At 71.7% G+C, this 13,395-nt stretch carries 13 protein-coding genes; 8 read left to right on the top strand and 5 right to left on the bottom strand.

Annotated elements, in window-relative coordinates:
• Window positions 1-52 precede the first annotated feature (52 nt).
• Genes ACFWYW_RS13415 through ACFWYW_RS13430 form a run of 4 tightly spaced genes read left to right on the top strand, consistent with a single transcriptional unit; the run spans window position 53 to window position 4,794 of the window.
• Window positions 53-1,030, top strand: a complete 978-nt coding sequence (locus tag ACFWYW_RS13415) for an Lrp/AsnC family transcriptional regulator (protein WP_379610007.1) — start codon at window positions 53-55, stop codon at window positions 1,028-1,030.
• Window positions 1,027-2,331: a M20/M25/M40 family metallo-hydrolase gene (locus tag ACFWYW_RS13420; protein WP_379610008.1), complete on the top strand. Its 1,305-nt coding sequence runs from the start codon at window positions 1,027-1,029 to the stop codon at window positions 2,329-2,331. Before ACFWYW_RS13415 ends, ACFWYW_RS13420 begins: the two co-directional genes overlap by 4 nt.
• A gap of 1 nt (window position 2,332) precedes the next feature.
• On the top strand, window positions 2,333-3,136 hold the full coding sequence (locus ACFWYW_RS13425) for a purine-nucleoside phosphorylase (protein WP_379610009.1): 804 nt from the start codon (window positions 2,333-2,335) through the stop codon (window positions 3,134-3,136).
• Complete coding sequence (locus ACFWYW_RS13430; protein ID WP_379610010.1) at window positions 3,133-4,794, top strand: phospho-sugar mutase; 1,662 nt, start codon at window positions 3,133-3,135, stop codon at window positions 4,792-4,794. The genes ACFWYW_RS13425 and ACFWYW_RS13430 overlap by 4 nt, the downstream gene beginning before the upstream one ends.
• Here ACFWYW_RS13430 and ACFWYW_RS13435 read toward each other — a convergent pair.
• The 3 genes from ACFWYW_RS13435 to ACFWYW_RS13445 are packed head-to-tail and all read right to left on the bottom strand — an operon-like array spanning window position 4,778 to window position 6,966.
• Window positions 4,778-5,257, bottom strand: a complete 480-nt coding sequence (locus tag ACFWYW_RS13435) for a GyrI-like domain-containing protein (RefSeq protein WP_379610011.1) — start codon at window positions 5,255-5,257, stop codon at window positions 4,778-4,780. The genes ACFWYW_RS13430 and ACFWYW_RS13435 overlap by 17 nt on opposite strands.
• 4 nt (window positions 5,258-5,261) lie before the next feature.
• Window positions 5,262-6,155, bottom strand: coding sequence for an RNA polymerase subunit sigma-70 (locus ACFWYW_RS13440; RefSeq protein ID WP_379610012.1), 894 nt, complete (start codon window positions 6,153-6,155; stop codon window positions 5,262-5,264).
• A 1-nt stretch (window position 6,156) separates the two neighbouring features.
• A complete protein-coding gene (locus ACFWYW_RS13445; RefSeq protein ID WP_379610013.1) occupies window positions 6,157-6,966 on the bottom strand; it encodes a MerR family transcriptional regulator in 810 nt (269 codons plus the stop codon).
• Window positions 6,967-7,022: 56 nt separating this feature from the next.
• Between ACFWYW_RS13445 and ACFWYW_RS13450 the strand changes: the two genes are divergently transcribed.
• On the top strand, window positions 7,023-8,291 hold the full coding sequence (locus tag ACFWYW_RS13450) for an FG-GAP repeat domain-containing protein (protein ID WP_379610014.1): 1,269 nt from the start codon (window positions 7,023-7,025) through the stop codon (window positions 8,289-8,291).
• Between the two features lie 4 nt (window positions 8,292-8,295).
• Here ACFWYW_RS13450 and ACFWYW_RS13455 read toward each other — a convergent pair whose 3' ends face one another.
• Entirely contained in the window at window positions 8,296-9,255 is a 960-nt protein-coding gene (locus tag ACFWYW_RS13455) for a FecCD family ABC transporter permease (RefSeq protein ID WP_379610015.1), read from the bottom strand.
• Between the two features lie 290 nt (window positions 9,256-9,545).
• Entirely contained in the window at window positions 9,546-10,439 is an 894-nt protein-coding gene (locus ACFWYW_RS13460) for a hemin ABC transporter substrate-binding protein (RefSeq protein WP_379610016.1), read from the bottom strand.
• Window positions 10,440-10,561: 122 nt separating this feature from the next.
• On the opposite strand from ACFWYW_RS13460, the gene ACFWYW_RS13465 reads away from it, so the two are divergent.
• The 3 genes from ACFWYW_RS13465 to ACFWYW_RS13475 are packed head-to-tail and all read left to right on the top strand — an operon-like array spanning window position 10,562 to window position 13,387.
• On the top strand, window positions 10,562-11,233 hold the full coding sequence (locus ACFWYW_RS13465) for a TetR/AcrR family transcriptional regulator (protein ID WP_379610017.1): 672 nt from the start codon (window positions 10,562-10,564) through the stop codon (window positions 11,231-11,233).
• Complete coding sequence (locus ACFWYW_RS13470) at window positions 11,190-12,665, top strand: class I adenylate-forming enzyme family protein (protein WP_379610018.1); 1,476 nt, start codon at window positions 11,190-11,192, stop codon at window positions 12,663-12,665. The genes ACFWYW_RS13465 and ACFWYW_RS13470 overlap by 44 nt, the downstream gene beginning before the upstream one ends.
• Window positions 12,662-13,387 carry an enoyl-CoA hydratase/isomerase family protein gene (locus tag ACFWYW_RS13475; protein WP_379610019.1) on the top strand — a complete coding sequence of 242 codons (726 nt, stop codon included), beginning with the start codon at window positions 12,662-12,664 and terminating at the stop codon, window positions 13,385-13,387. The genes ACFWYW_RS13470 and ACFWYW_RS13475 overlap by 4 nt, the downstream gene beginning before the upstream one ends.
• Window positions 13,388-13,395: the final 8 nt, after the last annotated feature.

Genomic DNA, 13,395 nt, shown 5'->3' on the forward strand with positions numbered 1-13,395 from the left:
TAGTCAAACATCCAGAGATTTATTTACAAACCCGACACAGAAACGGTTCTCAATGGACGTTCTCGACCGGCGCCTGATCGCAGCCTTGCAGGTCAGCCCGCGCGCGTCCTGGGGTGAGATCGGCCGGGTGGTCGGTGAGCACGAGCGCACGGTCGCGCGCCGGCTCCAGCGCGTCATCAACGAGGGCATGGTCCGCGTCACCGCGATCTACGACGACCTGCGCACCGGCCACGGCCGTCCGGTCCACCTGCACGTCCAGGTACGGCCCGGCGCCTCCGCCAAGGTGGCGGCGGCGCTGAGCGAGCGCCCCGACACCCGCTCGGTCTACTCCCTCACCGGCGAGGCGGATCTCGGCTGCGAGCTGGTCGCCCCGAGCAGGGAGATGCTGCACGACATCGTCTCCGCCGAGGTCACCGAGATCAGCGGCGTCCTGCAGACGCGTACGCAGGTCGTCCTGCACACGTTCACGACCGTGGCCGAGTGGCACGCGCCGTTCCTCACCCCCGAGGAGGTCGCCGAGCTGCGCCCCGTCTACAGCGCGGGGCCGCTGCCCGACCAGGACGGGCTCTCGCCGCTGGAGAAGGAGATCGCCGAGCTGCTGGTCGCCGACGGCCGGGCCGCGTTCACCGCGATCGCCGAGCGGCTGGACGTCTCCCTGCCGACCGCGCGCCGGCGGGCCGCCTCCCTGCTCGACCGCAGGCTCCTGCTCATGCGCGCCGAGATCGAGCCGGCGCTGCTCGGCCTGGAGGTCGAGGCGCAGATCTGGCTGAAGGTCCGCCCGCATGGGCTCGACCAGGTCGGCCAGACGCTGGCCGCGCACCCGGACGTGCGCTACTGCGCCGCCACCTCGGGCACCCACTCGGTCATCGTTCAAGTGGTCGCCGCGCACGAGGCCGACCTTTACCGTTTTCTCACGAACGTCGTCGGCCCGATCGACGACGTCACCGACGTCAACGTCACGCTGATCACCCGCGCCCACAAGCGCGGGCACCTCCGCAAGTCCGGTCTGCTCACATTGGAGAGAACATGACGCCCGCCGAGAAGGAAGTAGCCGACCTGTGCGTGGAGCTCATCCGCGTCGACAGCAGCAACTACGGTGACGGCAGCGGTCCCGGCGAGCGGGCCGCCGCCGAAGTGGTCATGGCCAGGCTGGACGAGGCCGGCATCGAGTCCACCTACATCGAGAGCGAGCCGGGCCGCGGCAACGTCGTCACCCGCGTGGAGGGCAGCGACTCCAGCCTGCCCGCGCTGCTGGTCCACGGGCACCTGGACGTCGTGCCGGCCAACGCCGCCGACTGGTCGGTCGACCCGTTCGCCGGCGAGGTGCGCGACGGCTACATCTGGGGCCGTGGCGCGGTGGACATGAAGGACATGGACGCCATGATGCTGGCCGTACTGCGGCAGATGAAGCGCGAGGGCAAGAAGCCCAAGCGTGACATCGTCTTCGCGTGGGTGGCCGACGAGGAGGCCGGCGGCGTCTACGGCGCCAAGCACCTGACCGCCCACCACCCCGAGCTGTTCGAGGGCGTCACCGAGTCGATCAGCGAGGTCGGCGGCTACTCGCTGGAGGTGGACCCGTCGCTGCGGCTCTACCTCATCGAGACGGCCCAGAAGGGCCTGGCCTGGATGAAGCTGATCGCCGACGGCACCGCCGGGCACGGCTCCATGCTCAACTCCGACAACGCCGTCACCGAGGTGGCCAAGGCTGTCGCCAGGATCGGCGCCCACGAGTGGCCGATCACGCTGACACCGACCGTGCGGACGTTCCTCACCGAGGTGGCCGACGCCTTCCAGATCCCGTTCGACCCGGCGAACCCGCAGAACGTGCTGGACAAGATCGGGCCGCTGGTCCGCTTCGTCGGCGCGACGCTGAGCCACACCTCCAACCCGACCCAGCTCGGCGCCGGCTACAAGTCGAACGTGATCCCCGGCCAGGCCACCGCCGTGGTCGACGGGCGCTTCCTGCCCGGCCACGAGGAGGACTTCTTCAAGACCATCGACTCGCTGATCGGGGAGAAGGTACGCCGCGAGTTCGTGCACCACGACATCGCGCTGGAGACCACGTTCGACGGGGCGCTGGTGGAGTCGATGATCGCGGCGCTCAAGGCCGAGGACCCGACGGCGCGGGCGGTGCCGTACTGCATGTCGGGCGGGACGGACAACAAGACCTTCTTCGCCGACCTGAACATCCGGGGCTTCGGGTTCGTGCCGCTGCGGCTGCCGAAGGACATGGACTTCGCCGCGATGTTCCACGGCGTGGACGAGCGGGTGCCGGTCGAGGCCCTGCAGTTCGGTGTGAGGGTGCTCGACAGGCTGCTCCTAAACTACTGAGGTGAGCAACGACGCCTACACCCTGGCACAGGACGCCGCCGCCGCGCTGAAGGGCGCGGCGGGCGTCGACACCTTCGACGTGGCCCTCGTGATGGGCTCCGGCTGGGTTCCCGCCGCCGACGCGCTCGGACAGACCGTCACCGAGGTGGCCTTCACCGACCTGCCCGGTTTCGCGCCACCCGCGGTGGCCGGGCACGGCGGCAAGATCCGGGTCGTCCGCACCGGCGCGGGACGCCACGCGCTGGTCCTGCTCGGGCGCACGCACCTGTACGAGGGCCGCCCGGTCGACAAGGTGGTCCACGGCATCCGCACGGTCGCCGCGGCCGGGGTGAGGGCGGTCGTGCTCACCAACGCCGCGGGCGGCCTGCGCCCCGAGACGCAGAACGTCGGCGACCCGGTCCTGATCAGCGACCACATCAACATGACCGGCGCCAACCCGCTGACCGGCACGACCTTCCTCGACCTGACCGAGGTCTACAGCAAGCGGCTGCGCGCGCTGGTCCGCGAGATCGACCCGGCCATCGCCGAGGGCGTCTACGTCGCCTTCCGCGGCCCGACCTACGAGACGCCGGCCGAGATCCGCATGCTGCGCACGCTGGGCGGCGACCTGATCGGCATGTCCACCGTCCTGGAGGCGATCACCGCCCGCGAGGCGGGTCTCGAGGTGCTCGGCGTCTCCCTCGTCACCAATCCCGGGGCGGGCCTGGCCGGCGAGCCGCTCAACCACGAAGAGGTGCTCCAGGTCGGCAAGGCCACCGCCGCGCGCATGGGCGGCCTGCTGGCCAAGGTGGTCGACCGGGTATGAGCGACCTGCTGAAGCAGGCCCGCGTGTGGCTGGCCCAGGATCCCGACCCCGACACCCGAGCCGAGCTCTCCGACCTCATCGAGCGCGCCGACCTCGGCACGCTGACGGCCCGCTTCGGCGCCAAGCTCGAGTTCGGTACGGCCGGCCTGCGCGGCGAGCTGGGCGCGGGCCCCAACCGCATGAACCGGGTCACGGTCATGCGCGCGGCCGCCGGCCTGGCCGCGGTGCTGGGCCCCGGCAAGCACGTGGTCATCGGCTACGACGCCCGCTACAAGTCCGACGTGTTCGCCCGCGACACCGCGGCGGTGCTGACCGGCGCGGGCATCCACGCCTCGCTGCTGCCCCGGCCGCTGCCGACGCCGGTGCTGGCCTTCGCCGTACGCCACCTGGGCGCCGACGCCGGGGTCACGGTGACGGCCAGCCACAATCCGCCCAGGGACAACGGCTACAAGGTCTACTGGAACGACGGCTCCCAGATCGTGCCGCCCGTCGACGGGCAGATCTCCGCGGCGATCGACGCGGTGGGCCGGGTGGACGGGCTGCCGCTGGGCGCGCCGTACGAGGAGAGGGGGCTCGACGCGGCCCCCGGCACCTTCACCGAGCTGGGCGAGGATCTGCTCGACGACTACATCGAGGCGGTGACCGCGCTGCCGCTTGGCACGGCGCGCACGCTGAAGGTCGCCTACACGCCGCTGCACGGCGTGGGCGCGGGCACGCTGACCGGCGCGTTCCTGGCGGCGGGGTTCGCCAGCCCGATGGCGGTCGAGGAGCAGCGCAACCCCGACCCGGCCTTCCCGACCGTCGCCTTCCCCAACCCGGAGGAGCCGGGGGCGATGGACCTGGCACTGGCGCTGGCCGGCAAGATCGGCGCGGACCTCGTGCTGGCCAACGACCCCGACGCCGACCGGTGCGCGGTGGGCCTGCCGGTGGGCGACGGCTCGTGGCGGATGCTGACCGGCGACGAGGTGGGCGCGCTGCTCGGCGAGTACGTGATCGCCAACACCACCGGCGACCGGCTGGTGGCGACCACGATCGTGTCCTCCACCCTGCTCGGCAAGATCGCCGCGGCGCACGGGGTGCGCTACACCGAGACGCTGACCGGCTTCAAGTGGATCATGCGGGCCGGAGAGGGCCTGGTCTACGGCTACGAGGAGGCGCTGGGCTACAGCGTCGGCTCGGACGCCGGGCTGCCCGTGCACGACAAGGACGGGATCGGGGCGGCGCTGACCGTGGCCGCGATCGCGGCGGAGGCCAAGCGGGCCGGCCGTACGCTCCAGGACCTTCTGGACGACCAGGCCAGGCGCTACGGGCTGCACGCCACCTCGCAGCTGTCGGTGCGCGTGGAGGACGTTTCGCTGATCTCCGGCGCGATGGCCCGGCTGCGCGCCGAGCCGGCGAAGGAGCTCGGCGGGCGCGTGGTCGAGGGCATCGACGACCTGGCCAAGGGCGAGGGCGGGCTGCCGCCGACCGACGGGCTGCGCTATCGGCTGGCCGGCGGGGCGCGGGTGGTGGTGCGCCCCTCCGGCACGGAGCCCAAGCTCAAGTGCTACCTCGAAGTGGTGGTAGCGGTCGAGGATGAGGTGGCGGCGGCCAGGACCAAGGCAGCCGCGGGGCTGGCCGCCCTGGCCGCCGACCTCAAGGTCACGCTGGGTCTCTGAGCCTGAACTGCAGCTCGATCTCCCACTTGTTCATGTCGGGCTGTTCGGCCGGGTTGGTGTGGTAGATCTCCAGGCGCGAACCCCAGTGCTCGCCGTCGGCCTCCTCGGTCATGTCGAAGTCGAGGCCGGGGGTGTTGCGCAGCTTCTCGATGACCGGGAAGAGCTGGTCGGGGTGGCCGACCTGGCGGACGCTTGCGTAGCGGCCGGCGGGGAGGGCGGCGGCGACGATGTCGCCCTCTCCCTCGACCGGCCCGGCCACCGGCACGCCCGCCTCGACGTCCAGTTCGCCCTCCATGTCGATGACGTGGAAGCGGAAGAACGGCGCGCCCTCCATGGCCACGCCCTTCGCGGCCAGCCAGCCGTAGATCTCCGGGATGCGGTCGCCGACCAGCCCGAACGTGTTCAGGGTGATGGTCTTGCGGACGGCCATGTAGTGCCGCTCGGGAAATTCGATGATGTCCATGCTCTTACTTACGGTCGGGACCCCCGAAACTCATCGGCAGGTCGTACAACGGGAACAGACTCGGGTCGAGATAGGTGGTCGTACCCCTGATCAGGCCGCCCGACGTCTCCAGGATCACGATCGCGAACGCCTCCCCGTTCAGGTACTGGCCGAACGTGGTCGCCCCCGCCCGTACCAGCCTGCTGCCCCGGCAGCCGTCCCCGCCGGAGGCGACCAGCACCTCGCGCATGGCCGCGCGGCCCGCCAGCCACCAGGCGAACGGCGGCATCGACTCGACGGCGTCCTCGTGGGTGAGGGCGACCAGCGTGTCCACGTCGAACCGTTCGAACGCGTCCACGTAGCGGGCCAGCAGGTCCTCGTCCACCTCCAGGCGCGGCTCGGCGGTGGCGGGCAGCGCCGCTCTGGCGCGCTGGAGCGCGCTGTTGACCGCGGCCACGCTGGTCTCCAGCAGGTTCGCCACCTCGGCGGCCGACCAGGCCAGCACGTCGCGCAGGATCAGGACCGCCCGTTGCCTGGGCGGGAGGTGCTGGAGCGCGGCCACGAAGGCCAGCCGTACCGACTCGCGGGAGACCGCCAGCTCGGCCGGGTCCATGAGCTGGTCGGGCATCGGGTAGACCCAGCGTTCGTAGGGGATCGGCACGCCCAGTTCCGCGCCGGGCTCGGCGGCCGGGCCCAGGTCCATGGCGCGGGCCCGGCGCTGGGCGCTGCGGAGCATGTCGACGCAGACGTTGGTGGCGATGCCGTACAGCCAGGGGCGCAGCGCGCCGCGCTCGGGGTCGAACGTCTTCCACGCCCTGGTCAGGGTCTCCTGGACGGCGTCCTCCGCCTCGAAGCCGGAGCCGAGCATGCGGTAGCAGTACCCGGCCAGTTCCTTGCGGTGGCGCTCCAGCTCGACCACGTCAGCGAGTCACCTCGATCTGCAGCTCGGTGACCCATTCGTCGCGGTTTTCCGGGCAGTGGAGGGAGACCTCGCGCGACAGGCCCAGGGCGCGGTAGCCGTTGTCCTCGATCCAGTGGGCGAGAGCCTGCATGGTCGTGCCGACGTGATCCATCGAGCCGGTGTGGATGATCGTGGCGGCGGTCTCGATGCCGGGCAGGTTCAGGAAGCCGACGTCGGCGCCCTCGGAGACCGCCACCTCGACGGCGGCGTGGACCATCACGCTGCCGTCGTCCTCCGGGAGGTAGTAGGCGCAACCCGGTCCGGTGATCTTGACGTCCGCCTCGCAGAGCCGCTTCATCAGCTCGGCGTAGAGCGGCTGGATGACCGGGCCGATGTCCTCGCTGTCGTAGCTGGCCGCCCGGCCGCTGAGCTCGGCGATCCGCATGGGGGCGACCTTCTTGAGCACGACCTCGTCGGTGCGCATGTGCCCTTCCCTCTCTATCGTGCGGAGTCTCGCCTCCACCCCGCGCAATCTGGCCAGGTCGGCGCTGATCTGCGCCTCCAGCTGGGCGCGGCGCAGCCGTACCATGCCGTGCAGTTCCTCGGTGCTCACCTTGTCGTCGAGGATCGCGCCCACCTGCTCGAGCGTGAATCCGAGGTCCTTGATCGCGACGATCCGGTTGAGCCTGGACAACTGGGCGGCCTGGTAGGAGCGGTAGCCGGTGGCCGGGTCCACGTGCGCGGGCCTGAGCAGCCCGATCGCGTCGTAGTGGCGCAACATGCGCACCGACACCAGCCCCAGCCTGGCGAAGTCTCCGATGCTGAACATGACGCCCCCAGAAGTAGCCCCTCACACGGTGTCAGGGTCAACACTACGATGCCCGCATGCCCCGAACCTCCCTGCTCCTCGTGGTCCTGCTGCTCACGGGGTGCGGGGCCGCGCAGCCCGCCGCCCCCGCTCCGACGAGCGCCGCACCGCCCTCCGTCCCCGCCCCGACGAGCGCCGCACCGTCGCCGGCGCCGCCCTCCGCGCGCGTGCGGCAGACGTCCGCGCGGCCCGACGACGTCGACGGCGACGGCTTCTCCGACCTGGCCCTCCAGGTCCGGATCGCCGACCGCGAGCGCCTGGTCATCCTGTACGGCTCCCGCCGCGGCCTCGACCCGGCGCGACGCACGGTGCTCAGCCGGTTCGTCCCGTGGATCATCGACGGCGGCCTCCACGCCGACCTCGACGGCGACGGCTTCGGCGACGTGCTCGCCTTCGGCGCGGCGGGCGGACTGGACGAGCCACAGGCGCCCGCCGTGTTCTGGGGCGGCAAGTCCGGCATCGCCGCCGGCGCCGTCCCCACCCCGATCGCGAAGGCGGCCGACGGCGGCGACACGCACCGCGCGGTCACCGGCGACTTCGACGGCGACGGCGCGGCCGACGTGGCGATGGCGATGGCGATGCTGGGCGGGTCCCGGCCCGAACTGGCCCTGCTCTACGGTCCGTTCGACCGCGAGGGGACACCGGCCCGGCGGGTCGTCCGTTCCTCTCCGACCGGCGAGGAGTTCTGGCGCATGACGGCCGACCGGATCGGCGCGTGGCCGGGCGGTCTGGTGACCTTCGAGGGCGACGACGGAGAGCAGCAGTCGGGCTGGCTGCTCGCCGGACGCCTGGGCGGGCCCGCCGAGCGGGCGCGCGAGCTCACCCCCGGCATGGCGGCGGCCTTCGGGGACTTCGACGGCGACGGGACCAGAGACCTGGCGGCCGGTGACGACGGCTCGCGCAACAACGAGCCGGGCGAGGAGACCGAGCCGCCCGAGGTGGACCGCACGCTGACCGTCTACTACGGCAACGGGCGCGAAGGCCGTTTCAAGGGCGCCAACGGCCAGGCGACCGCGGCCGACCTGAACGGCGACGGCCACGACGACCTGGTCTTCGGCAGGGGGAAAGGCTACGCGGACGCGCCGGAGGGCCTCTCGCCCCCGAACGTCCACTGGGGCGGGCCCGGCGGCCTCAGCCCCGGGCGGCCTCTGCCCGGAGCGATCGGCACTCCGCTGGCCTCCGGTGACTACGACGGGGATCGCGACGGCGAGGTGGTCCTCATCGCCGAAGGCAAGATCCAGGTGACCGACGGCAAGCGCATCGTGGCATCCTTCGACCTCACCTGAGCCCTCAGGCCCAGCCGCCCTGCTTCCTGCGCGTACGGCGCAGCAGCACCAGAAAGAACGGCCCGCCCAGCAAAGCCGTCAGCACCCCGATCGGCAGCTCCGCCGGCGCCCCGGCGGTCCTGGCGATCAGGTCGGCCAGGACCAGTACGCAGCCTCCGGCCAGCGCGGAGGCCGGCAGAAGGACCCGGTGACCGGGACCGGCGATCAGCCTGATCAGGTGCGGTACGACCAGGCCGACGAACGAGATGGCCCCGGCCGCGGCCACCGAGGCGCCGGTCAGCAGGGAGGCCAGGAAGATGACGGCCAGCCGTACGCGCTCGGTTTCGACGCCCAGGTGGCGGGCGCCGCGCTCGCCCAGCGCCAGCAGGTCCAGGGGGCGCGACAGCAACGGGGTCAGCGCGAGCCCGGCCACGACGAACGGGGTGACGGCGCCCACCAGCGGCCAGGTGGCGCCGCCGAGGGTGCCGAGGTTCCAGAAGGTGATGGAGCGTAGTTGCCGGTCGTCGGCCAGGAAGGTGAAGACGCCCACGATGGCCCAGGCGATGGCGTTGATCGCGATGCCGGTCAGGACGAGGGTGACGACTTCGGTGCGGCCTTGGGTTCTGGCCATGCCGTACACGATGAAGGTGGTGAGGAGGCCGGTGGCGAACGCGCAGACGGCCACCGACCAGTCTCCGAACGTGCTGACGCCGAGGACGATGGCGCCGACCGCGCCGACCGCCGCGCCGGAGGAGACGCCGATGACGCCCGGTTCGGCGAGCGGGTTGCCGAAGACGCCCTGCATGCCCGCGCCCGCCACGGCCAGGGCGGCGCCGACGAGCACCGCGAGCACAACGCGCGGGAAGCGGATCTGCCACAGCACCTCGTGCTCCCCCGGCCTGGCCAGTGCCGCCAGTACCTCACCGAAGGGCACCTGAACCGCGCCGATCCCCGCCGACGCGACACACAGCGTGGCGAGCAGCACCGCGAGAGCGGGGATCAGCGCGAGCTTGAGCGCCGCCCGGCCGGGACGGGACGCGGCGAACCGCGGTGCCTCAGATGCCCCGTCCCGGCGTGCGGCAACGGTTTCGCGAGAATGGTCCCGCTCAACCGATGTGTCGGTCTCACGGGAATGGTCCCGCTCGACCGGTCTGTCGGCCTCGCGGGAATGGTCCCGCTCGACCGGAGGGTCGGCTTCGTGGGAATGGTCCCGCGACGCCGGGGTTACGGCTTCGCGGGAGCTGTGGGACGCCCGCGAGGCCGCGTTCGAGGTCGTCACCGCTGCTGGAAGGCGGTGACGAGCTTGGCGAGGGCCTGGCCGGTACGCGGGCCCATGCCGAGCAGTTCCAGATCGTCAAGGGCGACCACGCGCCCGTTCCTTGCCGCCGGAGTCTGCGCGACGCCCGGCAGCTTGAGCAGGCCCGCCTCGCCACCGATGGAGTCCAGCCCCATCTTCATGACAAGGATGACGTCGGGCGCCGCCTTCACCATGGCCTCGGCGGTGATCGGCTTGAAGCCCTTCACCCCGGCCGCGGTCCCGGCGTCCTCGCCGCCCGCCGCGAGGATCATGGCGTCGGCCCGCGTCCCCGCGCCCCCGAGCTGGTAGGTCTTGGACTGGCCGCGCAGGTAGAGGAAGGCCACGCGCGGCTTCTCGGCTCCGGCCCGCACGCTCGCCTTGGCGGCGTCGATCTCGGCCTTGGTGGTGGCGGCGAGCGCGGCGCCCTTGCCGGGCTCGCCCACCGCCTCGGCCACCTGCTCGATCTTGCCCGGCACCTCGTCGACCGAGGCGGCGCCGGTGGGCACCAGGACGATCCGCAGCCCGGCCCCCTTCAGCTGCTCGATCACCGGCGGCGGGCCGGCGTCCTCGGTGCCGACGAGCACGGTGGGCTTGAGCGACAGGATGCCCTCGGCCGCCAGCGCCCGCTGGTAGCCGATCTGCGCCTTGCCCTTGGCCTCCGGCAGTCCCATCGCGGACAGGTCCACGCCGACGACCTTGTCGGCCAGGCCGAGCTTGAAGACGATCTCGGCGACGTCGCCGGTGAGCGGGACGATGCGCGCGGCCGGCGCGGCGGCCGAGGTGGCGGGGGCGGCCGCGGAGCCTTGCGCGTTTCCGCAGCCCGCGAGCGCGATCACCGCCACTCCGAGTAGTGCCACAAGTCCGCGCTTCACGATTTTCCGCTCCCTTGCTTAGGTAAGCCTTACCTAAGCAGATGACTTCAAAGAGGTCAAGAACGGCACTGGTTACCGATCGTTCGGTCGGCTAGGCTCCTACCAAACGTTCGGTAGGAGACATGGACACAGGACTACGCATCAGAACCGCCGCGATGCGGCTCTTCGCCGGCCAGGGCTACGCGGCGACGAGCATCAGAGACCTCGCGCGGGCCGTCGACATGACCAACGCCGGCATCTACCACCACGTGGCCAGCAAGGAGGCCCTGCTCGCCGACCTCATGCGCCTGAGCCAGCTCGGCCTCATCGACGCCACCGACCGCCAGCTCGCGAGCCTGCGCGACCCCGCCGAGCGCCTGGCCGCGCTCATCACCTCGCTCACCGCCATCCACGCGCTCAACCCGATGACCACCCGCGTCATGGACGGCGAACTGCGCTCGCTCACCGCCGGCTCCAGCGCCCGCGACGAGATCATCGCCCTGCGCGACCTCTACGAGCAGCGCTGGAAGACCGCGCTGGCCGACGGCGTCCAGCGGGGCGCCTTCCACGTCGCCGACCAGAAGCTGACCCGGCTGGCCCTGATGTCCATGTGCACCGGCACCAGCGAGTGGTACCGCCCCGACGGCGAGTCCACGCTGGAGCAGGTATGCGCCGAGTTCGTGACGATCGGGCTGGCCGCGGTCCGTTCGCCCGCCCAGGTGACCATGCGGCTTGATCTCACCCTGCTGCCCGAATACCCATGGGAGCCCCATGACGATCCCCGCGTTGCTCCGGCAGGCCGCACGACTCCATAAGGACCGCCCGTTCCTGATCTTTCAAGACCGCACGCTCGGGTTCGCCGAGGTCGACGAGCGCACCGACCAGCTCGCGGGCGCCCTGGCCGACCATGGCGTACGGCCCGGCGACCGCGTGGCCATCATGCTGGACAACGTCCCCGACTGGCCCCTCGGGTGGCTGGCCGTACTGAAGGCCGGAGCGATCACGGTCCCGGTCAACGCCCGCTACCGCTCGGCCGATCTGGCCCACGTGCTGCGCGACTCCGGCGCCGTGATGGCGCTGACCTCGCCGGACTACGCCCCGTTCATCCGCGAGGCCGGGGTGCCGGTGCTGGAGGAGCGCACCGGCAAGGCGCCGGACGTGGCGATCGATCCTTGGGACCTCGCCACCTTCTCCTACACCTCGGGCACCACCGGCTTCCCGAAGGCGTGCATGCTGCCCCACGACTACTGGACGCGTACCGCGGAGGTCATGGCCGATCTGGTCGGCTTCCGGGAGGACGACGTGGTCATGGTGGCCCAGCCGTTCTCGTACATGGATCCGCAGTGGATGGCGCTGATGTGCCTGGTGGGCGGGGTGCCGCTCGTGGTGCTGCCGCGCTTCTCCGCCTCCGGGTTCTGGCCGGCCGCCCGCCGCCACGGCGCCACCGTCACGTACGTGCTGGGCACGATGCCGATGCTGCTGTTCAAGCAGCCGCCGCACGAGCTCGACCGGGACAACCGGATGCGGCTGGTGATGTGCTCCGGCATCCCGGCCAGGCTGCACGCCGCACTGGAGGAGCGCTGGGACGCGCCCTGGCGGGAGCTGTACGGCTCCACCGAGAGCGGCTCCGACCTGCTCGTCCACCCGGACGACGACCGTACCGTCGGCACCGGCGCCATGGGCTACGCGCCGCCGGGCAAGGAGGTCAAGGTCCTGGCCGAGGACGGGCAGCCCGGCGAGATCGTGGTACGCGGCCGGCCGATGATGCGCGGCTACTGGAACCACCCCGACGCCACTGCCCACGTCTTCCGCGACGGCTGGTTCCACACCGGCGACCTGGGCATCCGCGACGAGCACGGCTACATCCACCACGCCGGACGGCTGAAGGACATGGTACGGCGGGGCGGCGAGAACATCTCCTGCGCCGAGGTCGAGACCGTCCTGGCCCAGCATCCGGCGGTGAAGGCCGCCGCGCTGGTCCCGGTCCCCGACGACCTGTGGGGCGAGCTGCCCAAGGCGTTCATCCACCTCAACGCCGGCCACGACCCGGACGACGCGACGGCCGCCGAGGTCATCGCCCACGCCCGCGAACGGCTGGCCAGGTTCAAGATCCCGGCCTTCGTCGAGTTCGTGACCGGCTTCTCCTACACGCCTTCCCAGCGCATCGAGAAGCGCCACCTGCTCCACCCCGAACGCGACCAGCGCGCCGGGGCCATCGCCATCGAGACCCCGAGGGAGACCACATGATCGACGTCAGCACGCGCGGCGAGGTGACGGTGATCACGCTGCGCCGGCCGGACAAGCTCAACGCGCTCACCTCCGACATGCGGCTACGGCTGGCGGCGGCGGTACGCGAGCACGGCCACGACGGCCGCGGCATCGTGGTGACCGGCGAGGGCCGGGCCTTCTGCGCCGGCGAAGACCTGCACGAGGCGGCGGGCAAGTCGCTGCTGGAGGAGGTCGAGACGTTCCACGACCTGACCAGGGCGGTGCTGGAGACGTCGGTGCCGGTCGTGGCCGCGGTCAACGGACTGGCCGTGGGCGGCGCCGCCGAGTGGACGCTGTGCTTCGACTCCCGCATCGGCTCACCCTCGGCCGGCTACTTCCTCCCCGAGAACGGCATCGGCCTGTCGATCTCCAACGCCTCCAGCCTGCTCCTGCACCGCGTCGTAGGCGGCAGGGCGCTGCGGCTGGTGCTGGACTCGGCCCGGCTGGACGCGGACCAAGCCCTGGCCGCGGGGCTGCTGGACGAGATCGTGCCGCCGGAGTCGCTGGTGGAGACGGCCGCCGGCCTGGTCGAGCGCTGGACGGAGCCGGGGACGGCGACAGCCGTACATCTGAGATTGCTGCGGCCCGCGCTCGATGACGTCGAGCGCGCCTTCGCGCGGGAGACGGAGGCGGCGCGGGAGGTGGAGGAGTCGGGGATCGCCAAGGACGGCATGCGGCGCTTCGCCACGCGCGCCCGCTGAGCGGTCAC

The organism is Nonomuraea sp. NPDC059023 (assembly GCF_042740095.1).
GTDB lineage: Bacteria > Actinomycetota > Actinomycetes > Streptosporangiales > Streptosporangiaceae > Nonomuraea.